Source organism: Citrobacter farmeri, assembly GCF_019048065.1.
GTDB lineage: Bacteria > Pseudomonadota > Gammaproteobacteria > Enterobacterales > Enterobacteriaceae > Citrobacter_A > Citrobacter_A farmeri.
Window position 1 is genome coordinate 3699214 of record NZ_CP077291.1, and the last position, 22411, is coordinate 3721624.

Sequence of the window (22411 nt, forward strand, 5' to 3'; positions counted from 1 at the left end):
AGGTACTTAGCCCAACACCGCAACGCGAGCGGGTTTATCCAGCCGACCACTAACGCCCATCAACAGGAAGGCGCCCAGGACAATCACCGCCCCAATCCACGGCGTTTGCGCCAGACCCAAATGCTCTACCGTCTGTCCTCCGACTACGGAACCAATGGCAATCCCAATGTTAAAGGCCGCGATATTAAGTCCGGATGCCACATCCACCGCGTTCGGCGTAAATTGCTCGGCTTTTTGCACCACATAGACCTGCAGACCCGGTACATTACCGAAGGCAAAGATCCCCATCACCAGAACCGTTGCCAGCGCGGCATACTGCATGGAGGCAGTAAACTGAAAGACGATCAGCAGGACAAACAGTGCGGCGAAAATGAATTTCAGAGCCGGCACTGCGCCATGTTTATCCGCCAGTTTTCCTCCCCAGATGTTGCCTACCGCCACCGATACGCCATAGCCTAATAAGATCCAACTCACCGCAGCTGGTGAGAAACCGGCCAGATTTTGCATTATCGGTGCCAGAAAGGTAAACGCAGTAAAGACGCCGCCGTAGCCCAGAGCCGTGATCGCATAGATGATCAGCAAACGTGGGTGCGTTAAGACGCTCACCTGATCGCGCAGCGTCGCCGCAGCGCGCCCCGGGATGTTCGCCGGAATGAGCCACTGACTGCCGATCAACGCAATAACGCCTAATCCTGAAACGGCAAGGAAGGTTTCGCGCCAGCCAAAATGCTGACCGATGAATGTCCCCAAAGGGACCCCAGTCACCAGAGCTACCGTCAAACCACCAAACATAATAGCGATGGCAGAAGCGGCTTTTTCTTTTGCCACCAGACTGGTGGCAATGGTAGAACCAATCGAGAAAAACACACCATGAGCCAGGCCGGTGAGCAAACGGGCCGCTACCAACGTCATATAGCCAGGAGCCTGCCACGCCAGCAAATTTCCCGCCGTGAACAGGACCATCAGTGCAATCAGCAGTTGTTTACGCGGCAGACGTCCGGTCAATGCCGTCAGTACCGGCGCCCCAATCGCCACACCCAGAGCGTAGATGGAAACCAGCATCCCCGCGGAAGGCAGAGAGATAGCCAACTGTTCGGCAATTGTTGGCACCAGACCCACAATCACAAATTCGGTTGTGCCAATAGCAAAGGCACTTATTGTCAGTGCAAATAACGCAAGAGGCATAAATCACTCCATATCATCAGTATTCGGATGACACGCAGTATGCCTGGATGGTTTAATAACAAAAATATCCAAAATCTCAATACAATTTTGCTTCGGGTGCAAAAATGAAAGCAACTTCAGAAGAACTCGCCATTTTTGTTTCAGTGGTTGAAAGTGGAAGTTTCAGCCGGGCGGCAGAGCAGTTAGGTCAGGCAAACTCAGCGGTAAGCCGGGCGGTCAAAAAGCTGGAAATGAAGCTCGGCGTAAGTTTGCTCAACCGTACGACCCGGCAGCTAAGTCTGACAGAAGAAGGCGAACGTTATTTTCGCCGCGTCCAGTCTTTGTTACAGGAGATGGCGGCAGCGGAGACGGAAATCATGGAGACACGCAATACCCCACGCGGTATGCTGCGTATCGATGCCGCCACGCCGGTGATGCTGCACTTTCTGATGCCGTTGATAAAACCTTTTCGCGAACGTTATCCAGAAATTACTCTTTCTCTTGTCTCCTCTGAAACTTTCATCAATCTGATCGAGAGGAAAGTAGATGTTGCAATCCGGGCCGGCACACTGACGGATTCCAGCCTGCGTGCCCGACCGCTCTTTAACAGCTATCGGAAGATTATCGCTTCGCCAGACTACCTTGATCGTTTTGGTAGGCCTGAAACGGTAGAAGAGTTAAAGGAGCACCTGTGCCTGGGCTTCACTGAACCCGTATCTCTCAACACCTGGCCCGTCGCCTGCAACGATGGCCAACTTCATGAGATTGCATGTGGAATTTCATCAAACAGCGGCGAAACGCTTAAACAGCTATGCCTCAGTGGAAACGGCATTGCATGCCTGTCAGACTACATGATTGATCGGGAAATCGCTCGGGGTGATCTGGTGGAGCTGATGGCAGATAAACGTCTGCCCGTGGAGATGCCGTTCAGCGCAGTCTATTATAGCGATCGTGCCGTGAGCACACGTATCCGGGCATTTATCGACTTTCTGAGTGAACATATAAAAACAGCTCCCGGAGGAGCTGTGAAAGAGGGTTAAAGGCGTTCAGGGGGTTAACGCATTAATCCCACAGTGGTGCCAGACCTTCCGGGCTAACCAGGCGATCGTTGCAATCCAGAGCAGCGATCGCTTTTTTATCTTCGGCATCTAACGTCAGATCCAACGCCAGCAGGTTGCTCGCCAGGTTTTCACGCTTAGTGGAAGAGGGAATGACTGAGTAACCTTCGCCCATCGCCCATGCCAGGATCACCTGAGCGGCGGTGGCATTGTGTTTCGCCGCGATGCGGGCAATCACTTCATCTTTCAATGCCTTACCATATGCCAGCGTCATGTAAGATGTAATGTGGATACCGTGCTCTTTCGCCCAGTCAACCACTTTACCGTTTTGCAAGTAAGGAGACAGCTCGATCTGGTTAGTCGCGATATTTTCCGCGCCCACCGCCGCAATGGCTTTTTCCATCAACGGGATAGTGAAGTTAGAGATACCGATTTCACGCGTCAGCCCCTGCTTTTTCGCTTCCAGCAGCGCCTGCATGAATTCCTCAACCGATACGGCATCGTTTGGGGATGGCCAGTGGATCAGCGTGAGATCTACATACTCAGTACGCAGTTTTTTCAGGCTCTCTTTCAAGCTTGGGATCAGTTTGTCCTTGCTCAGATTCTCAATCCAGATCTTGGTCGTAATATACAGCTCACTGCGTGGAACGCCGCTTTCAGCAATAGCCTGACCGACTGCAGCTTCATTATCATAGATTTGTGCAGTATCGACAGCGCGGTAACCGAGCTCCAGGGCTGTTTTTACGGATGCAATAACCACATCGTCCTTAAGACGGAAGGTACCTAAACCAAATGCTGGGATTGTCATAATAATTCCTCTTCTATTCATCATGTTCGTTAACTGAGAGGATTATGACGTTTTACGTTGTGCGGAAAAAGAACAGATAAAGCAGAGGATTTTTGCGTTTTTAGCAATAATTGAATTTCAGGCAAAGAAAAAGCCCTGAGTATGAACTCAGGGCTCTTAATAAGTGGCGGAACGGACGGGACTCGAACCCGCGACCCCCTGCGTGACAGGCAGGTATTCTAACCAACTGAACTACCGCTCCACCGAATTTTTCTACAACCACTGATTTTTACACCAGTTTACTGCTTAATTTGATGCCTGGCAGTTCCCTACTCTCACATGGGGAGACCCCACACTACCATCGGCGCTACGGCGTTTCACTTCTGAGTTCGGCATGGGGTCAGGTGGGACCACCGCGCTACTGCCGCCAGGCAAATTCTGTTTCATCACCCCGTTTCCACAAAGTGACATAATCTGAATCTGAGCTGAAAATTGTCTCTGTCTCTCACGCCAAAACATCTTCGGCGTTGTAAGGTTAAGCCTCACGGTTCATTAGTACCGGTTAGCTCAACGCATCGCTGCGCTTACACACCCGGCCTATCAACGTCGTCGTCTTCAACGTTCCTTCAGGACTCTCAAGGAGTCAGGGAGAACTCATCTCGGGGCAAGTTTCGTGCTTAGATGCTTTCAGCACTTATCTCTTCCGCATTTAGCTACCGGGCAGTGCCATTGGCATGACAACCCGAACACCAGTGATGCGTCCACTCCGGTCCTCTCGTACTAGGAGCAGCCCCCCTCAATTCTCCAGCGCCCACGGCAGATAGGGACCGAACTGTCTCACGACGTTCTAAACCCAGCTCGCGTACCACTTTAAATGGCGAACAGCCATACCCTTGGGACCTACTTCAGCCCCAGGATGTGATGAGCCGACATCGAGGTGCCAAACACCGCCGTCGATATGAACTCTTGGGCGGTATCAGCCTGTTATCCCCGGAGTACCTTTTATCCGTTGAGCGATGGCCCTTCCATTCAGAACCACCGGATCACTAAGACCTGCTTTCGCACCTGCTCGCGCCGTCACGCTCGCAGTCAAGCTAGCTTATGCCTTTGCACTAACCTCCTGATGTCCGACCAGGATTAGCTAACCTTCGTGCTCCTCCGTTACTCTTTAGGAGGAGACCGCCCCAGTCAAACTACCCACCAGACACTGTCCGCAACCCGGGTAACGGGCCTACGTTAGAACACCAGCCATTAAAGGGTGGTATTTCAAGGGCGGCTCCATGCAGACTGGCGTCCACACTTCAAAGCCTCCCACCTATCCTACACATCAAGGACCAGTGTTCAGTGTCAAGCTATAGTAAAGGTTCACGGGGTCTTTCCGTCTTGCCGCGGGTACACTGCATCTTCACAGCGAGTTCAATTTCACTGAGTCTCGGGTGGAGACAGCCTGGCCATCATTACGCCATTCGTGCAGGTCGGAACTTACCCGACAAGGAATTTCGCTACCTTAGGACCGTTATAGTTACGGCCGCCGTTTACCGGGGCTTCGATCAAGAGCTTCTCCTTACGGATAACCCCATCAATTAACCTTCCGGCACCGGGCAGGCGTCACACCGTATACGTCCACTTTCGTGTTTGCACAGTGCTGTGTTTTTAATAAACAGTTGCAGCCAGCTGGTATCTTCGACTGATTTCAGCTCCACGAGTAAATCGCTTCACCTACATATCAGCGTGCCTTCTCCCGAAGTTACGGCACCATTTTGCCTAGTTCCTTCACCCGAGTTCTCTCAAGCGCCTTGGTATTCTCTACCTGACCACCTGTGTCGGTTTGGGGTACGATTTGATGTTACCTGATGCTTAGAGGCTTTTCCTGGAAGCAGGGCATTTGTTACTTCAGCACCGTAGTGCCTCGTCATCACGCCTCAGTGTTAAAGTGAACCGGATTTACCTGGAACACACACCTACACGCTTAAACCGGGACAACCGTCGCCCGGCCAACATAGCCTTCTCCGTCCCCCCTTCGCAGTAACACCAAGTACAGGAATATTAACCTGTTTCCCATCGACTACGCCTTTCGGCCTCGCCTTAGGGGTCGACTCACCCTGCCCCGATTAACGTTGGACAGGAACCCTTGGTCTTCCGGCGAGCGGGCTTTTCACCCGCTTTATCGTTACTTATGTCAGCATTCGCACTTCTGATACCTCCAGCATGCCTCACAGCACACCTTCACAGGCTTACAGAACGCTCCCCTACCCAACAACACATAGTGTCGCTGCCGCAGCTTCGGTGCATGGTTTAGCCCCGTTACATCTTCCGCGCAGGCCGACTCGACCAGTGAGCTATTACGCTTTCTTTAAATGATGGCTGCTTCTAAGCCAACATCCTGGCTGTCTGAGCCTTCCCACATCGTTTCCCACTTAACCATGACTTTGGGACCTTAGCTGGCGGTCTGGGTTGTTTCCCTCTTCACGACGGACGTTAGCACCCGCCGTGTGTCTCCCGTGATAACATTCTTCGGTATTCGCAGTTTGCATCGGGTTGGTAAGTCGGGATGACCCCCTAGCCGAAACAGTGCTCTACCCCCGAAGATGAGTTCACGAGGCGCTACCTAAATAGCTTTCGGGGAGAACCAGCTATCTCCCGGTTTGATTGGCCTTTCACCCCCAGCCACAAGTCATCCGCTAATTTTTCAACATTAGTCGGTTCGGTCCTCCAGTTAGTGTTACCCAACCTTCAACCTGCCCATGGCTAGATCACCGGGTTTCGGGTCTATACCCTGCAACTTAACGCCCAGTTAAGACTCGGTTTCCCTTCGGCTCCCCTATCCGGTTAACCTTGCTACAGAATATAAGTCGCTGACCCATTATACAAAAGGTACGCAGTCACCCCATAAAAGAGGCTCCCACTGCTTGTACGTACACGGTTTCAGGTTCTTTTTCACTCCCCTCGCCGGGGTTCTTTTCGCCTTTCCCTCACGGTACTGGTTCACTATCGGTCAGTCAGGAGTATTTAGCCTTGGAGGATGGTCCCCCCATATTCAGACAGGATACCACGTGTCCCGCCCTACTCATCGAGCTCACAACACATGCAATTTTGTGTACGGGGCTGTCACCCTGTATCGCCGGCCTTTCCAGACCGTTCCACTACCACACATGCTGATTCAGGCTCTGGGCTGCTCCCCGTTCGCTCGCCGCTACTGGGGGAATCTCGGTTGATTTCTTTTCCTCGGGGTACTTAGATGTTTCAGTTCCCCCGGTTCGCCTCGTTAAGCTATGTATTCACTTAACGATAGTGCAACGGATTGCACTGGGTTTCCCCATTCGGACATCGCCGGCTATAACGGTTCATATCACCTTACCGACGCTTTTCGCAGATTAGCACGTCCTTCATCGCCTCTGACTGCCAGGGCATCCACCGTGTACGCTTAGTCGCTTAACCTCACAACCCGAAGATGTTTCACTTCTGATTGCGAAAATTTGAGAGACTCGAACACACATTGACTGTGTGTCGTTTCAATTTTCAGCTTGATCCAGATTTTTAAAGAGCAAATATCTCAAACATGACTCTGAAGTCAGTTTTGAGATACTGATTGGTTGTGTCTTTCACCCACAGCCAGCAAGTGGCGTCCCCTAGGGGATTCGAACCCCTGTTGCCGCCGTGAAAGGGCGGAGTCCTAACCGCTAGACGAAGGGGACACGATATGTCACGACTTCGTAGCCGTCTTGCTCATTACTTTTCATCAGACAATCTGTGTGGACACTACAAAGGCAGGTTCTTTAAGGTAAGGAGGTGATCCAACCGCAGGTTCCCCTACGGTTACCTTGTTACGACTTCACCCCAGTCATGAATCACAAAGTGGTAAGCGCCCTCCCGAAGGTTAAGCTACCTACTTCTTTTGCAACCCACTCCCATGGTGTGACGGGCGGTGTGTACAAGGCCCGGGAACGTATTCACCGTGGCATTCTGATCCACGATTACTAGCGATTCCGACTTCATGGAGTCGAGTTGCAGACTCCAATCCGGACTACGACATACTTTATGAGGTCCGCTTGCTCTCGCGAGGTCGCTTCTCTTTGTATATGCCATTGTAGCACGTGTGTAGCCCTGGTCGTAAGGGCCATGATGACTTGACGTCATCCCCACCTTCCTCCAGTTTATCACTGGCAGTCTCCTTTGAGTTCCCGGCCGGACCGCTGGCAACAAAGGATAAGGGTTGCGCTCGTTGCGGGACTTAACCCAACATTTCACAACACGAGCTGACGACAGCCATGCAGCACCTGTCTCACAGTTCCCGAAGGCACCAAGGCATCTCTGCCAAGTTCTGTGGATGTCAAGACCAGGTAAGGTTCTTCGCGTTGCATCGAATTAAACCACATGCTCCACCGCTTGTGCGGGCCCCCGTCAATTCATTTGAGTTTTAACCTTGCGGCCGTACTCCCCAGGCGGTCTATTTAACGCGTTAGCTCCGGAAGCCACGCCTCAAGGGCACAACCTCCAAATAGACATCGTTTACGGCGTGGACTACCAGGGTATCTAATCCTGTTTGCTCCCCACGCTTTCGCACCTGAGCGTCAGTCTTCGTCCAGGGGGCCGCCTTCGCCACCGGTATTCCTCCAGATCTCTACGCATTTCACCGCTACACCTGGAATTCTACCCCCCTCTACGAGACTCAAGCCTGCCAGTTTCGAATGCAGTTCCCAGGTTGAGCCCGGGGATTTCACATCCGACTTGACAGACCGCCTGCGTGCGCTTTACGCCCAGTAATTCCGATTAACGCTTGCACCCTCCGTATTACCGCGGCTGCTGGCACGGAGTTAGCCGGTGCTTCTTCTGCGGGTAACGTCAATGGCTAAGGTTATTAACCTTAACCCCTTCCTCCCCGCTGAAAGTACTTTACAACCCGAAGGCCTTCTTCATACACGCGGCATGGCTGCATCAGGCTTGCGCCCATTGTGCAATATTCCCCACTGCTGCCTCCCGTAGGAGTCTGGACCGTGTCTCAGTTCCAGTGTGGCTGGTCATCCTCTCAGACCAGCTAGGGATCGTCGCCTTGGTGAGCCGTTACCTCACCAACAAGCTAATCCCATCTGGGCACATCCGATGGCAAGAGGCCCGAAGGTCCCCCTCTTTGGTCTTGCGACGTTATGCGGTATTAGCTACCGTTTCCAGTAGTTATCCCCCTCCATCGGGCAGTTTCCCAGACATTACTCACCCGTCCGCCACTCGTCAGCGAAGCAGCAAGCTGCTTCCTGTTACCGTTCGACTTGCATGTGTTAGGCCTGCCGCCAGCGTTCAATCTGAGCCATGATCAAACTCTTCAATTTAAGTTTGATGCTCGTGAATTAAACTTCGTAATGAATTACGTGTTCACTCAGAGACTTGGTATTCATTTTTCGTCTTGCGACGTTAAGAATCCATGTCACTTTGAGTGCCCACACAGATTGTCTGATAAATTGTTAAAGAGCAGTTGCGACGCGCTTCAGCGCTCTGTCGCGAGGTGGCGTATATTACGCTTTCCTCTTTCAGAGTCAACCCTGATTTTCAGGATTTTTCTCTTCAACCGAACCGGCTGTTTGTGTGAAGTGATTCACATCCGCCGTGTCGATGGAGGCGCATTATAGGGGGTCGACTCAGGAAGACAAGCGGAAAAATGCAGATTTATTTCAACCGCTCACCTTTTAACCATAATGCTTATTTTTGCTGCTTTTTTATCGCTAATGGCAAGTCAGCAAGGCTATTTAATACCCAATCGGCCGCATTTTCTGCTTCCGGAGTGATGGGTTTACCGGTACGCACTAACACTTTTGTCCCAACGCCTGCCGCCGCCGCTGCCTGCATATCTTCTAGTTTGTCGCCCACCATATAAGACGCCGCCATATCAATGTGTAAGAAATCGCGGGCCGAGATCAACATACCTGGATGCGGTTTACGACAATCGCAGACCTGGCGGTACTCTTCCACGCTGCCCTGCGGGTGGTGCGGACAGTAGTAGATACCGTCGAGGTCGACATCGCGATCGGCCAGTGACCAGTCCATCCACTCTGTTAATGTCTCAAACTGCGCTTCGGTAAATTTACCGCGCGCAATTCCTGACTGGTTGGTGACAACCACCAGCGCATAGCCCAGAGTTTTAAGCTCACGCATGGCATCAATAACACCTTCGATAAATTCGAACTCGTCGATTTCATGTACGTAGCCGTGATCGACATTAATCGTGCCATCACGGTCGAGAAAAATTGCGGGTACGGACTTTGCCACCTTTTATAGCTCCTTAATAAGGCATGTAGCGCTAGTATCGCATGTTTCGACAGGCAAGAAAGTGCTCATCGTAGAAACCCTGATTGATTTAGACGTCTGGATGCCTTAACATCCATTTTGTTGACGGCTTTTGACCGCATCAGACAGACGAAAATGCCACGGTAACTTCATTACGATAATAAATAATCAATGATTAAACTTTCGAATATCACCAAAGTCTTCCTTCAGGGGACCCACACCATTCAGGCGCTAAACAACGTTAGCCTGCATGTCCCTGCCGGACAAATTTATGGCGTTATCGGTGCCTCCGGCGCCGGTAAAAGTACGCTGATCCGCTGTGTAAACCTGCTGGAGCGCCCGACTGAAGGGAGCGTTCAGGTCGGTGGACAGGAGCTGACAACACTGTCTGAATCTGAGCTGACTAAAGCACGTCGCCAGATTGGCATGATTTTCCAGCACTTTAACCTGCTGTCCTCCCGGACCGTATTTGGCAACGTCGCTCTGCCGCTGGAACTCGACAACACGCCGAAAGAAGAGATTAAGCGTCGCGTGACAGAATTGCTCGATCTCGTAGGACTGGGTGATAAGCATGACAGCTACCCTGCAAACCTGTCCGGTGGTCAGAAGCAGCGTGTCGCCATCGCCCGTGCGCTGGCAAGCCAGCCGAAAGTGCTGCTGTGCGACGAAGCGACCAGCGCGCTGGATCCTGCCACCACTCGCTCCATTCTCGAACTGCTGAAAGACATTAACCGTCGTCTTGGTCTGACCATTCTGTTGATCACGCACGAAATGGACGTGGTTAAACGAATCTGCGACTGCGTGGCCGTTATCAGCAACGGTGAACTGATTGAACAAGATACGGTCAGCGAAGTGTTTTCTCATCCGAAAACGCCTCTGGCGCAGAAGTTTATTCAGTCAACACTACACCTGGATATTCCGGAAGATTATCTGGCGCGTCTCAAAGCGGAATCGACAGCCGATAGCGTTCCGATGCTGCGCATGGAATTTACCGGTCAGTCGGTTGATGCTCCATTGCTTTCCGAAACGGCGCGCCGCTTTAACGTGAATAACAACATTATCAGCGCGCAGATGGATTACGCTGGCGGCGTGAAGTTCGGCATCATGCTGACTGAAATGCACGGCACACAAGAAGAAACGCAAGCCGCAATTGCCTGGCTGCAAGAACACCATGTAAAAGTAGAGGTACTGGGTTATGTCTGAGCCGATGATGTGGCTGCTGGTTCGTGGCGTCTGGGAAACGCTGGCGATGACCTTCGTATCGGGTTTCTTTGGTTTTGTGATCGGTCTGCCCGTTGGCGTACTGCTGTACGTGACGCGCCCCGGACAAATCATTGAGAACGCGAAACTCTACCGCACGCTGTCTGCGGTCGTGAACATCTTCCGTTCGATTCCGTTCATTATTCTGCTGGTATGGATGATTCCGTTCACTCGCGTAATTGTCGGAACGTCGATCGGTTTGCAGGCCGCGATTGTTCCACTCACCGTCGGCGCGGCGCCATTTATCGCCCGTATGGTGGAAAACGCCCTGCTGGAAATCCCGACAGGCCTGATTGAAGCCTCTCGCGCAATGGGCGCAACGCCGTTGCAGATCGTACGTAAAGTGCTGCTGCCGGAAGCCCTGCCAGGGCTGGTTAACGCGGCGACCATTACGCTGATTACCCTGGTCGGCTATTCCGCCATGGGCGGTGCTGTGGGTGCCGGCGGTCTTGGACAGATCGGCTATCAGTACGGCTATATTGGATACAATGCTACTGTTATGAATACGGTACTGGTATTACTCGTTGTTCTGGTTTATTTAATTCAGTTCGCAGGCGATCGCATCGTCCGGACTGTAACGCACAAGTAAGTTCTACAAAACACCAATATCACATTAAGGAAATAAGCATGGCGTTCAAATTCAAAACCATTGCGGCAGTAGGCGCCCTGATTGGTTCATTGGCACTCGTGGGTTGCGGTCAGGATGAAAAAGATCCGAACCACATCAAAGTTGGCGTCATTGTCGGCGCGGAACAACAGGTTGCTGAAGTCGCACAAAAAGTCGCAAAAGAAAAATACGGTCTGGACGTTGAACTGGTGACCTTCAATGACTACGTTCTGCCAAACGAAGCGCTGAGCAAAGGCGATATCGATGCCAACGCCTTCCAGCACAAACCGTATCTGGATCAGCAGATCAAAGACCGCGGGTACAAGCTGGTTGCCGCAGGCAATACCTTCGTTTATCCGATCGCTGGCTATTCCAAAAAAATCAAATCTCTGGATGAACTTCAGGATGGCGCGCAGGTAGCGGTTCCGAACGATCCGACCAACCTGGGCCGCTCCCTGCTGCTGCTGCAGAAAGTGGGCCTGATCAAACTGAAAGATGGTGTAGGCCTGCTGCCGACCTCACTGGATATCGTCGAGAACCCGAAAAATCTGAAAATCGTCGAACTGGAAGCCCCTCAACTGCCGCGTTCTCTTGATGATGCGCAGATTGCCCTGGCGGTGATCAACACAACCTACGCCAGCCAGATCAACCTGACGCCGGCGAAAGACGGTATCTTTGTTGAAGATAAAGATTCCCCGTACGTTAACCTGATCGTGACCCGCGAAGATAACAAAGATGCGGAGAACGTGAAGAAATTCGTGCAGGCCTATCAGTCTGACGAAGTTTACGAAGCAGCAAATAAAGTCTTCAACGGTGGTGCTGTTAAGGGCTGGTAATTTTTAGGCGCTTTTCACAATCTGTAATATCATTCAGGACGGGCATTTGCCCGTCTTGTCATTTATGCAAGCTCCTGATTCAATATGTGACAGTTAGATCATTCATTGAGGAAATATTATGCGTGCTTTACCGATCTGTTTATTGGCACTCATGCTGAGCGGCTGTTCTATGCTAAGCAGATCCCCTGTTGAACCCGTTCAAAGCACCGCAACCCCGCCTAAAGCGGAGCCGGAAAAACCGAAAGCGCCGCGCGCGGTCCCCGTCAGAATTTACACCAATGCTGAAGATCTGGTCGGCAAGCCGTTCCGCGATCTCGGTGAAGTGACCGGTGAATCCTGTCAGGCCTCTAACCAGGACTCTCCACCGAACATCCCAACGGCTCGTAAACGTATGCAGATCAATGCGTCGAAAATGAAAGCCAATGCCGTTTTACTGCATAGCTGTGAAGTCACCAGCGGAACGCCGGGCTGTTATCGTCAGGCTGTCTGCATTGGTTCTGCACTCAATATCTCGGCCAAATGAGTCATTTTCAGTTTGAGCAAATCGGTGTCATTCGCTCACCCTACAAAGAGAAGTTCGCCGTTCCACGCCAGCCTGGGCTGGTAAAAAGCGTCAACGGCGAACTGCATCTGCTGTCGCCCTATAATCAGGCCGATGCGGTACGCGGTCTTGAAGCATTCAGCCACTTATGGGTGATCTTTGTTTTCCATCAGACGATGGAAGGGGGATGGCGCCCAACCGTGCGCCCGCCTCGTCTTGGCGGCAACGCACGGATGGGCGTATTTGCCACGCGCTCAACGTTTCGCCCCAATCCCGTCGGCATGTCGCTGGTCGAGCTAAAAGGAATTGTCTGTCAGAAAGATCAGGTCATTCTGCAACTGGGCAGCCTGGACCTGGTCGACGGTACGCCGGTCATCGACATCAAGCCCTACCTGCCATTTGCGGAATCTCTGCCGGATGCGACAGCCAGCTATGCACAGCAGGCGCCGCAGGCTGAAATGCTGGTGAGTTTTACCGACGAGATTGACCAACAGTTTCCCGCGCTGGAAAAACGTTATCCTCTGCTGAAAACGTTTATACGTGATGTGCTGGCGCAGGATCCGCGTCCAGCCTATCGGAAAGGGGAAGAGACAGGCAAAACCTACGCCGTCTGGCTGCACGATTTCAACGTGCGCTGGCGCGTAACCGAGACGGGTTTCGAAGTCTTTGCGCTTGAACCCCGCTAATTTCACGCCCTTCTCTTTTGACATCCCTTTCTCGCTGGTAAACTGAGTTACTTTTTTTGTGTCAGGCTCACATTGAGCCTGTTCGATCGTTCAACTGGAACCGTAACAACATGCGTACTAGCCAATACCTGCTCTCCACTCTGAAGGAGACACCTGCCGACGCCGAGGTTATCAGCCACCAGCTGATGCTGCGCGCCGGGATGATCCGCAAGCTGGCCTCCGGGTTATATACCTGGCTGCCGACCGGCGTGCGCGTCCTGAAAAAAGTCGAGAACATCGTGCGTGAAGAGATGAATAACGCCGGTGCGATCGAGGTGTCTATGCCAGTCGTTCAGCCCGCTGATCTGTGGCAAGAGAGTGGTCGTTGGGAACAGTACGGTCCGGAGCTGCTGCGTTTTGTTGACCGTGGCGAGCGTCCGTTCGTACTCGGCCCAACGCACGAAGAAGTGATCACCGACCTGATTCGTAACGAGCTCAGCTCTTACAAACAGCTCCCGCTGAACTTCTATCAGATCCAGACTAAATTCCGTGACGAAGTGCGTCCGCGTTTCGGCGTGATGCGCTCCCGTGAATTCCTGATGAAAGATGCTTACTCTTTCCATACCTCTCAGGAATCGCTTCAGGAAACCTACGACGCGATGTACGCGGCTTATAGTAAGATCTTCAGCCGTATGGGGCTGGATTTCCGCGCAGTACAGGCAGACACCGGCTCTATTGGCGGCAGCGCCTCGCACGAATTCCAGGTACTGGCGCAGAGCGGTGAAGACGATGTGATCTTCTCTGATTCCTCTGACTACGCGGCCAATATAGAATTTGCAGAAGCCGTTGCGCCAAAAGAACCGCGTGCCGCTGCGACACAAGAGATGACGCTGGTTGATACACCGAACGCGAAAACCATCGCCGAATTGGTTGAACAGTTTACTCTGCCGATCGAAAAAACCGTTAAAACTCTGCTGGTAAAAGCCGTGGAAGGCAGTAAGTCTCCGCTTGTCGCGCTGCTGGTTCGTGGCGATCATGAGCTGAACGAAGTCAAAGCGGAAAAACTGCCGCAGGTTGCCAGCCCGCTGACGTTCGCGACCGAAGAAGAGATCCGTGCCCTGGTGAAAGCCGGTCCGGGTTCCCTGGGTCCGGTGAACATGCCGGTGCCGGTGATTATCGACCGTACCGTTGCTGTAATGAGTGATTTTGCGGCAGGCGCTAACGTGGATGGTAAACACTACTTCGGCATTAACTGGGATCGCGATGTCGCAACCCCAGAAATTGCTGACATCCGTAATGTTGTCGCCGGCGATCCGAGCCCGGATGGTAAGGGCACGCTGCTTATCAAACGCGGTATCGAAGTCGGTCATATCTTCCAGTTGGGCACCAAGTATTCGGAAGCGATGAAAGCCGCCGTTCAGGGTGAAGATGGCCGCAATCAGATCCTGACCATGGGCTGCTACGGTATCGGGGTTACCCGTGTGGTGGCTGCTGCCATTGAACAGAACTATGATGAGCGCGGAATCGTCTGGCCGGACGCTATCGCCCCATTCCAGGTGGCAATTCTGCCGATGAACATGCACAAGTCCTACCGCGTGCAGGAACTGGCTGAAAAACTGTATGCAGAGCTGCGTGCGCAGGGCATCGAAGTGCTGATGGACGATCGTAAAGAGCGTCCTGGCGTGATGTTCGCGGATATGGAACTGATCGGTATTCCGCACACTATCGTGCTGGGCGACCGTAACCTCGACAACGATGATATTGAATACAAATACCGTCGCAATGGCGAGAAACAGCTGATAAAAACCGGCGACATCGTCAACTATCTGGTCAAACAGATTAAAGGCTGATGTTATAAGAGGCTCTGATTTTCAGGGCCTCTTTTTTACATGGATTGTATAAAATGGCTAAACCAACGGCGCATTACCGCCTGTTCCTCCCTTGCCTTCTTTTGCTTTCGGCCTGCACCGTTGATGTCAGCCCGCCGGATAAATCCGCCGCCGCCATTGATGCGCAGTCCCAAAAATGGGCGGTTAAATTCCAGCGACAGATCTCCTTCACAAATAAAGCGCTGGTCGAAATTACCGATACCGATCTTAAGCCTGGCGATCTGTTGTTCTCCTCCAGCCTTGGGGTCACCTCATTAGGTATCCGCGCGTTCAGTAACGCTTCCGTAAGCCACGTTGCCGTCTACCTGGGAAATAATGAAGTGGCTGAAGCCACTGGGGCTGGCGTGAAAATCGTTTCGCTCGCCCAGGCGATGAAGCATAGCGATAAGCTTTTTGCCCTGAGAGTTCCGGAACTGACCCCGCTACAGGCCGCGGAGATCAAAGCCTTTGCCTACAAAATAAAAAACAGCGGCTACAACTATCGCGGCATCGTGGAATTTATTCCGTTTATGATGACCCGCCAGATGTGTTCGCTTAACCCTTTTTCCGAGGATTTCCGCCAGCAGTGCATTAGCGGACTGGCGAAAGCGCAACTCAGCGATCCCCGCGAGGGAGAAAAAACGGCGTGGTTTTGTTCCGAATTCGTAACCGATGCATATGCTAAAGCGGGACATCCGCTAACCCTGGCGCAGTCGGGGTGGATCAGCCCTGCCGACCTGATGCACATGCGGGAAGGCGACGTTGCTGCCTTTAAGCCAGAAACGCAGTTACGCTATGTCGGTCATTTGAAGTTAGGGATTTATATCAAGACGGGACGTTTTGTAGGACTGACGCGTTAAGCGCGATACGCAATAGCAAAACAGCGGATAAGACGATAACTGTCCGGTCACCCGGACAGCTTTCGTTCAGCCTATCCCTCAGTCGGTGCAGCTCTTACCTGGGATAAATTTAATCTCTTTATCGGCCATCAGCGTTTTCACCGGCTCATGAGTATCCGGATTTGCCTCCAGCGTGAAGTGCCCTTCGACGGATAACAGCACCGGTTTTTCACTGGCACCTCGGGCGGCAAGATACCCGCGTTCCAGCTCCGCGTTACTGGCAACAGAAACCTGCTTTCCGGTCGCACAGTCGGTAAAGGTCGCGGCATCCGCCATATAGAAATACATGCCCCGCATCGCCATCGGCGTTACTGGTAAGCTCGATTTCACGGGGGCAAGCGTATAGTTGAGCTGCGACTCGATCGGATTACCTTCCCGATCCAGCATCTCCAGCGCTTCTCCTTTCGCACGATAGTAAGATTTCTCACCCTGACTGTCGGTCAGCACCAGTTTATCGGCCGTACGCGCCCAGGTGCCGTAGGAGGCAAAAGAAGACGGTTCTTCACGCACGCCCTGATAGCGTTCGTTCATTACCCATGTGCCATCTTTCTCCAGAAACAGGGAGGTTTCAATTCCCTCGCAGTCGGCACAAGGTAGAATGCCTCGCCAGCTTTGCTGCATCGGTTTTAATTCTGCAACCTGAGTCGGCTGGATAACGTCAACGTCTGAACGGTTATTACAACCAATCAATGCGAAGAGCGTTAACGCCGCCATTGCTGAAAGTAGTGTTTTTTTCACCCTGACTCCCTATCAATTTTTATTCCTGCCCGTCAGTCATCGCGACGGACTTTCCCGCGAAGGGCTTTTACTGAGGATTTCTGCGCCTTCGAATTTAATCTTCGCTCTTTCGATGCCCGCGTCGGTCGGGTTGCGCGTCGGCTTTTTTGTTCTGCGGTAAGTTCTTTTATAACCGCCACCAGCCTGGCAAGCGCCGCTTCCCGGTTGAGTTCCTGGTTGCGGTACTCCTGCGCCTTAATAATCATCACGCCATCAGCCGTAATCAGATGATGACTGGCGGCCAGCAGACGTTCCTTATAATACTCTGGCAGGCTGGAGGCCCGAATGTCAAAACGCAAATGTATCGCCGTTGAGGTCTTATTGACGTGCTGTCCTCCTGCGCCCTGGGCGCGAATGGCGGTGATTTCCAGCTCATCGTCAGGGATCGAGACCGTTCGCGAAATGACGATCATGCCGGCTGATGCCACGACGTCAGATGAATTTCCAGATTATTCTGAGAATCAGACAACCAGATCGCACCGTCCTGAATCGTCGCCTGTAGCGTCATGGTTCGATTCGCAAAGGCGCTGAGTTGGGCCAGTTGTTCATCGTCCAGATACCAGACGGTGAGATTCGAAAACTGCGCGCATTTGCTCTGGTTTTGCTGCCACCAGATCTGTGCCGCCCGGCTGTTATAGGCAAACAGCGCCACGTCAGCAGACAGCGAGCACGCCTTCTTAATACGCCGTTCATCCGGTAATCCCAGCTCGATCCACAAGTCGATCCCCAGATGATCGTTACGCAACCACGCTTCCGGCTCATCCTCCGCGCTTAAGCCACGCGTAAACTGGAGACGCTCATCCGCATACTTAATCCACGCCAGCAGACGCAGCATCATGCGCTCCTGGGTTTCAGAAGGGTGACGCGCCAGCGTCAATGCCGCATCGAGAAACTGGTTACGGTCAAGGTCCGCCACGTTGATAACGGCTTTGTAAATTGTCGCTTTAAGCGCCATGGAAAAACTCCTTTCGAATCAGGCGGTCATTGTAGCGAAAATGGAGCAAAAAGGCTGTCAGAGGATCATCAATCAAGGCGCTGATATTGCGTGAATGGCTGTGGTATAGTCACCTTGCTAAACAGAGTTTATCTTCGTAGGCTTAGACTTGCATCCACGGTTAAGTCAGAATGCTGACAGGAGGGCATGTGGAAAAATATTGTGAGTTAATACGCAAGCGGTATGCGGAAATCGCCAGCGGAGACTTAGGGTATATCCCGGATGCGCTGGGTTGCGTATTGAAGGTGCTTAATGAAATAGCGGCAGACAGTGCCCTTTCAGAGTCGGTCAGGGAAAAGGCGGCGTATGCTGCGGCGAACTTACTGGTGAGCGATTATGTCAATGAATGATACATACCAACCCATCAACTGTGATGACTACGACAACCTCGAGCTCGCCTGCCAGCATCATTTATTACTGACGCTGGAACTGAAAGATGGCGAAGTTTTGCAGGCGAAAGCCAACGATCTGGTTTCACGGAAAAACGTGGAATATCTGATCACCGAGGTTGCGGGTGAAACACGCGAGCTTCGTCTCGACAAAATTGTCAGCTTCAGCCATCCGGAAATTGGTACCGTGGTGGTTAGCGAATCCTGAGTATGTGTTGCCGGATGGCGGTGCAAGCACCTTATCCGGCCTACGCGCCATGCGATACGTAGGCCTGATAAGCGCAGCGTCATCAGGCATTTCAGATGCTCGTATCCCACACCAATTTCACCCCCGATTCCCCCTCTGCAAGCCCCTCACGCGTGATAAATACCCCAGCAGCCGCAATCAGCGTTTCACCGTAAAACAGCAATGGCGTAGTATCGCGTCGCCAGGACGGCACATTCAGCTCCTGCCAGATTTTCTTTAGCTTACGCCCGCCGTTGCGGCCAACGATATGCAGCATTCCCGGTGCCTTAAAACGGATACTGACGCACTCATCCTTACGAGGCATGCGCAATTTCCCCCCTGGCTGTAGCCGAAGATGGCCCAGTCCGGCAGGCAGCGTGAGCGGCATCTGCCAGCAAGACCAGGGCAGTATGGTCTCACTCTGCCCGACAGCAGATTTAACCCACCATAGTTGCCCCTGATAACGCCGCACCTCATAGTCACCAAAGCGCAGACAGGGGGAAGCATCTTCACGCGCCAGCGCAACCTCCTGCCAGAGACGCTCCAGCCCATCGCGGGAAGGCATTGGCGCATTTTGCGCGGCCAGCCAGCGGCGAAGCAATGCTGCACGCCGGACACGGCTCATCGCCATGAGCGGCGTAAGCATGAGCGTTCCGTTTGCCGTGGTGCAACCTGACAGTTCATCGGCAAGCAGTTCATCCAGCAGACTCTCCTGCTCAGCGCACAGCGCGGCGCTACGCGCTGTGGCGTCGGCGAAATGCGGCCAGCGCTGTTGCAGTAGCGGCAGAACCTGCAAACGCAGGAAGTTGCGATCGTAGGCGTCATCCTGATTGCTTTCATCTTCAATCCAGCGAAGCTGATGTTGCCTTGCCCATTCTTCCAGCGCCGCACGGGTTTGCGTCAGCAGCGGACGGATGAGCTGCGTGCCGGCAAACGCAGAAATCTCCGCCATGGCAGACAGCCCCGCCGGACCGCTACCGCGTTTGAGCGCCAGTAAAAAGGTTTCACACTGATCGTCAAGGTGCTGAGCGGTCACCAGCACCTCACCGGGCAGCAACGCGTCGGCGAACGCCTGATAACGCGCCTGCCGGGCATGTGCTTCAATCCCCAGTCCCTCGTCCACCAACGTTACCCGTTCCACCACCAGCGGTACCTGCCATTGCGCACAGAGGGCTTCGCAATGTGCCACCCATTCATCGGCGTGAGCGCTCAGTCCATGATGGATGTGAATGGCGCGAAGTGAGAGTGTCGGTTGCTGCGCCCGCCATTGCACCAGTTGATGCAGAAGCACAGTAGAGTCGAGACCGCCGCTAAAAGCGACCAGTATCTGTCGGGAGGTGATAAGCGAGGTGTTCAGCGTGAGTGTTGTCATAGCGGTTATTTACAGTGACGTTGCCCGGCACGTTACCGGGCAATCGTCGCAATAACAAGTCTTACTGCTCATACAATTCAAGCGGCAGGCCATCCGGGTCTTTAAAAAAGGTAAAGCGCTTGTTGGTGAAGGGATCAATGCGGATGGCTTCGCAACTGACGTGATTTGCCTCCAGATGTGCAACCGATTTATCCAGATCATCCACGCTGAATGCCAGATGGCGCAAACCGCAGGCTTCCGGACGACCTGGACGCGCTGGCGGAAAAGGAAATGAAAAAAGCTCAATCACATATTGTCCGTTCAGCGCCAGATCGCCCTTCCACGAATCTCGTTCTTCGCGATAGGCTTCGCTCATCAGCGTAAACCCCAGAATATCGCAATAGAAGGACTTACTCGCGGCATAGTCTGTCGCAATGATCGCAATATGGTGAACCTGTTTTAATCCCAGCATAGTGTCTTCATCTCCTTTATTTATCATCAGCACGTTACCCGCCCAGGGGCGCTGAAGGCAAGTCGTCACGCCGTTTTTAAGACTCGTACGTGGTATACGCCATCGTCATCCTGCTTCGTCCCGTGAATATCCGTTTCAAAACCTGGATAGTGGTGACCGACAGAACAGAGCATCAACAGGAAATCGAGTACGGCGCGACTCTGCCCGGTGATCATTTCTCCCGGCATCAGCAGTGGAACACCGGGGGGATACGGCAGGATCATATTCGCCGACACACGCCCCACCAGTTGATCGAGCGTCACCGTTTCGACTTCGCCTTTGATCTGCCGCTGCCAGGCCTGATGCGGCGTCATGACCATTTCCGGCAAGGTATCAAACGCACGCAGCATCAGTCCGGAAAGATCGTGCTGGCGGATGAGCTTATGGATCCCTTGCGCCAGATCCTTGATACGCATGTTGCGATAAAAGTCAGGATCTTCTGCATACAGATCCGGCAGCATATTCTTCACGCGTAAATTGAGATCGTAAGAGCGTTTAAATTCGGTCAGGCCACGCAACAGCCCCATCGCTCGGGTTTTATCAATACCGATACTAAAGAGAAACAGCAGGTTGTACGGACCGGTTTTTTCCACCACCACACCGCGCTCATCGAGAAATTTCGCGACCAGCGCGGCGGGGATCCCTTCCTCACTCATCTTTCCCTGCTCATCCATACCAGGTGTCAGGATCGTTACTTTCACCGGGTCGAGGAACATATGATCGTCGTCGGCATCGGTAAATCCGTGCCAGTCTTCACCAGGCGCAACCGGCCAGCACTCGGCTTCATCAACGTCTTCCGGCTGCCAGATATCAAAGAACCAACCGTCAGACTCTTCACGCAGGCGCTGTACCTCTTTGCGAAAATGCAGCGCACGCTCCACTGAGCGATTGATTAATCGCCTGCCGGAATTTCCCCGCAGCATCGCCGCTGCCGTCTCAATGGAGGCAACAATGGGATAGCTCGGTGAGGTAGAGGTGTGCATCATGAAAGCTTCGTTGAAGGTCTCTTCGTCATAGTCCCCTTTAATATGGATCAGCGACGCCTGCGACAACGCCGCCAGCATTTTGTGGGTGGATTGCGTTTCAAAGAAAACCTTTCCAGGTACTCGCTCACCGCTCATCCCGCTTTTCCCCTGATAAATGGGATGAAAGTGCGTATAGGGCACCCAGGCAGAATCGAAGTGGATAGAAGGGACATCCAGCGTCTGCTTGATCCAGTTGGTGTTATACAGCAGACCGTCATAGGTTGAGTTGGTGATCACCGCGTGAACCGGCCACTGCGCCTGCGCCGTGGCGGCAACTTTGCTCGCAATACTCTCACGCGTAAATTCACGCTTAGGAATGCCACCCAAAATGCCGAGCGCATTACGCGTCGGTTTCAGCCAGATCGGGACCACGTCGCTCATCATCAACAAATGCGCCAGCGACTTATGGCAGTTGCGGTCAATCAACAGCGTACTGCCCGTCGGCGCGGCATACATGCCCACAATTTTGTTTGAAGTGGAGGTGCCGTTGGTCACCATGTAACTCTGTTCTGCGCCGAAGGTTCTGGCAATGTACTCTTCGGCCTCCAGGTGCGGTCCGGTGTGGTCGAGTAACGAGCCCAGCTCAGTGACCGATATCGACACATCCGCCTTTAAAGTATTGCCGCCGAAAAAGTCATAGAACAGGCAGCCAACCGGGCTTTTTTGATAGGCTGTTCCAGCCATGTGTCCCGGCGTGCAAAAGGTGTATTTCCCCTCTTTCACATAGGTGAACAGCGCTCTGGTGAAGGGCGGCGTGATATTGTCGAGGTATTCGTTGGTGTACTGGCGAATACGCGTTGCAATATCTTCCGCCTGCCCCAGCGCATACTCAAAAAACCATAACGCCATGCGCATGTCGTGAACGCTGACGTCCATGGTTGAGTGCGTGTTGATAAACGCATACAGCGGTAAATATTCATTGAGCTGGTTAATCTCGCTGCACAGATCGAGACTGTACTCATCCCAGTCAAAAATTACCCCGCAAATGCGCGGGTTATGTTCGATAAATTTCAGCAGGTCGACGCTGTTTTGCGGCCAGATGATCTGAAATCCCTGTGATTGCAGCGCACGCTCAAGCTCCTTGATGGGCTCATCTTTATAAAAAACCCCGTGCGGCCCCATGATGGCGATGATGTTCATGCGTTCCTCCTGGAAAAACCTAAGCTAATCATAGCGG

The 22411-nt window shown here is 52.8% G+C and carries 19 protein-coding genes, 2 tRNA genes and 3 rRNA genes; 10 read left to right on the forward strand and 14 right to left on the reverse strand.

The features are described from left to right. Positions 1 to 6: 6 nt before the first annotated feature. Positions 7 to 1185, reverse strand: coding sequence for an MFS transporter (locus I6L53_RS17385; RefSeq protein WP_042324836.1), 1179 nt, complete (start codon positions 1183 to 1185; stop codon positions 7 to 9). Positions 1186 to 1289: 104 nt separating this feature from the next. On the opposite strand from I6L53_RS17385, the gene yafC reads away from it, so the two are divergent. Beyond that, positions 1290 to 2204 (forward strand): DNA-binding transcriptional regulator YafC, encoded by a 915-nt coding sequence (gene yafC / locus I6L53_RS17390; protein ID WP_042324838.1) that lies wholly within the window; start codon positions 1290 to 1292, stop codon positions 2202 to 2204. A 22-nt stretch (positions 2205 to 2226) separates the two neighbouring features. Here the strand turns inward: yafC and dkgB are convergent, their stop codons facing one another. The 7 genes from dkgB to gmhB form a co-directional block, all read right to left on the reverse strand. Beyond that, positions 2227 to 3030, reverse strand: a complete 804-nt coding sequence (dkgB, locus tag I6L53_RS17395; RefSeq protein ID WP_042324843.1) for a 2,5-didehydrogluconate reductase DkgB — start codon at positions 3028 to 3030, stop codon at positions 2227 to 2229. A 164-nt stretch (positions 3031 to 3194) separates the two neighbouring features. Continuing rightward, a tRNA-Asp gene (locus I6L53_RS17400) sits at positions 3195 to 3271 on the reverse strand. A 54-nt stretch (positions 3272 to 3325) separates the two neighbouring features. Next, positions 3326 to 3441, reverse strand: a 5S ribosomal RNA gene (rrf, locus tag I6L53_RS17405). A 99-nt stretch (positions 3442 to 3540) separates the two neighbouring features. Then, positions 3541 to 6447, reverse strand: a 23S ribosomal RNA gene (locus I6L53_RS17410). Between the two features lie 182 nt (positions 6448 to 6629). After that, positions 6630 to 6704, reverse strand: a tRNA-Glu gene (locus tag I6L53_RS17415). Between the two features lie 87 nt (positions 6705 to 6791). Beyond that, positions 6792 to 8333, reverse strand: a 16S ribosomal RNA gene (locus I6L53_RS17420). Together the 16S, 23S and 5S rRNA genes with 2 tRNA genes alongside form the textbook arrangement of a ribosomal RNA operon. Positions 8334 to 8700: 367 nt before the next feature. Continuing rightward, entirely contained in the window at positions 8701 to 9267 is a 567-nt protein-coding gene (gmhB, locus tag I6L53_RS17425; RefSeq protein WP_042323633.1) for a D-glycero-beta-D-manno-heptose 1,7-bisphosphate 7-phosphatase, read from the reverse strand. A gap of 189 nt (positions 9268 to 9456) precedes the next feature. Here gmhB and metN point away from each other — a divergent pair, with 189 nt between their 5' ends. From metN to I6L53_RS17460, 7 genes are all read left to right on the forward strand, one after another. After that, positions 9457 to 10488 (forward strand): methionine ABC transporter ATP-binding protein MetN, encoded by a 1032-nt coding sequence (gene metN, locus I6L53_RS17430; protein ID WP_042323635.1) that lies wholly within the window; start codon positions 9457 to 9459, stop codon positions 10486 to 10488. Next, positions 10481 to 11134 carry a methionine ABC transporter permease MetI gene (locus I6L53_RS17435; protein WP_042323638.1) on the forward strand — a complete coding sequence of 218 codons (654 nt, stop codon included), beginning with the start codon at positions 10481 to 10483 and terminating at the stop codon, positions 11132 to 11134. Before metN ends, I6L53_RS17435 begins: the two co-directional genes overlap by 8 nt. 38 nt (positions 11135 to 11172) lie before the next feature. Beyond that, positions 11173 to 11988: a methionine ABC transporter substrate-binding lipoprotein MetQ gene (gene metQ / locus I6L53_RS17440; RefSeq protein ID WP_042323640.1), complete on the forward strand. Its 816-nt coding sequence runs from the start codon at positions 11173 to 11175 to the stop codon at positions 11986 to 11988. 118 nt (positions 11989 to 12106) lie between these two features. Beyond that, complete coding sequence (rcsF, locus tag I6L53_RS17445; protein WP_042323642.1) at positions 12107 to 12511, forward strand: Rcs stress response system protein RcsF; 405 nt, start codon at positions 12107 to 12109, stop codon at positions 12509 to 12511. Further along, on the forward strand, positions 12508 to 13215 hold the full coding sequence (gene tsaA / locus I6L53_RS17450) for a tRNA (N6-threonylcarbamoyladenosine(37)-N6)-methyltransferase TrmO (protein ID WP_042323644.1): 708 nt from the start codon (positions 12508 to 12510) through the stop codon (positions 13213 to 13215). Before rcsF ends, tsaA begins: the two co-directional genes overlap by 4 nt. 110 nt (positions 13216 to 13325) lie before the next feature. Further along, positions 13326 to 15044 carry a proline--tRNA ligase gene (gene proS / locus I6L53_RS17455; protein ID WP_042323646.1) on the forward strand — a complete coding sequence of 573 codons (1719 nt, stop codon included), beginning with the start codon at positions 13326 to 13328 and terminating at the stop codon, positions 15042 to 15044. Positions 15045 to 15097: 53 nt separating this feature from the next. Continuing rightward, positions 15098 to 15922 (forward strand): YaeF family permuted papain-like enzyme, encoded by an 825-nt coding sequence (locus I6L53_RS17460; RefSeq protein WP_042323648.1) that lies wholly within the window; start codon positions 15098 to 15100, stop codon positions 15920 to 15922. A gap of 78 nt (positions 15923 to 16000) precedes the next feature. Here I6L53_RS17460 and nlpE read toward each other — a convergent pair whose 3' ends face one another. From nlpE to I6L53_RS17475, 3 genes are read right to left on the reverse strand one after another with little or no spacing between them, the layout of a single operon-like run. Beyond that, positions 16001 to 16675: an envelope stress response activation lipoprotein NlpE gene (gene nlpE / locus I6L53_RS17465; RefSeq protein WP_420914404.1), complete on the reverse strand. Its 675-nt coding sequence runs from the start codon at positions 16673 to 16675 to the stop codon at positions 16001 to 16003. A gap of 56 nt (positions 16676 to 16731) precedes the next feature. Then, complete coding sequence (gene arfB, locus I6L53_RS17470; RefSeq protein WP_042323653.1) at positions 16732 to 17151, reverse strand: alternative ribosome rescue aminoacyl-tRNA hydrolase ArfB; 420 nt, start codon at positions 17149 to 17151, stop codon at positions 16732 to 16734. After that, positions 17148 to 17693, reverse strand: coding sequence for a YaeQ family protein (locus tag I6L53_RS17475; RefSeq protein WP_042323656.1), 546 nt, complete (start codon positions 17691 to 17693; stop codon positions 17148 to 17150). The genes arfB and I6L53_RS17475 overlap by 4 nt, the downstream gene beginning before the upstream one ends. A 188-nt stretch (positions 17694 to 17881) precedes the next feature. Here I6L53_RS17475 and I6L53_RS17480 point away from each other — a divergent pair, with 188 nt between their 5' ends. Then, entirely contained in the window at positions 17882 to 18082 is a 201-nt protein-coding gene (locus I6L53_RS17480; RefSeq protein ID WP_042323658.1) for a YaeP family protein, read from the forward strand. Beyond that, positions 18069 to 18329, forward strand: a complete 261-nt coding sequence (gene rof / locus I6L53_RS17485) for a Rho-binding antiterminator (RefSeq protein ID WP_042323659.1) — start codon at positions 18069 to 18071, stop codon at positions 18327 to 18329. Before I6L53_RS17480 ends, rof begins: the two co-directional genes overlap by 14 nt. 91 nt (positions 18330 to 18420) lie before the next feature. Here the strand turns inward: rof and tilS are convergent, their stop codons facing one another. From tilS to ldcC, 3 genes are all read right to left on the reverse strand, one after another. Continuing rightward, positions 18421 to 19719 carry a tRNA lysidine(34) synthetase TilS gene (gene tilS, locus I6L53_RS17490; RefSeq protein WP_042323661.1) on the reverse strand — a complete coding sequence of 433 codons (1299 nt, stop codon included), beginning with the start codon at positions 19717 to 19719 and terminating at the stop codon, positions 18421 to 18423. Positions 19720 to 19780: 61 nt separating this feature from the next. Continuing rightward, entirely contained in the window at positions 19781 to 20170 is a 390-nt protein-coding gene (locus I6L53_RS17495; RefSeq protein WP_042323664.1) for a VOC family protein, read from the reverse strand. Positions 20171 to 20235: 65 nt separating this feature from the next. Continuing rightward, entirely contained in the window at positions 20236 to 22374 is a 2139-nt protein-coding gene (gene ldcC, locus I6L53_RS17500) for a lysine decarboxylase LdcC (protein ID WP_042323667.1), read from the reverse strand. Between the last annotated feature and the right edge of the window lie 37 nt (positions 22375 to 22411).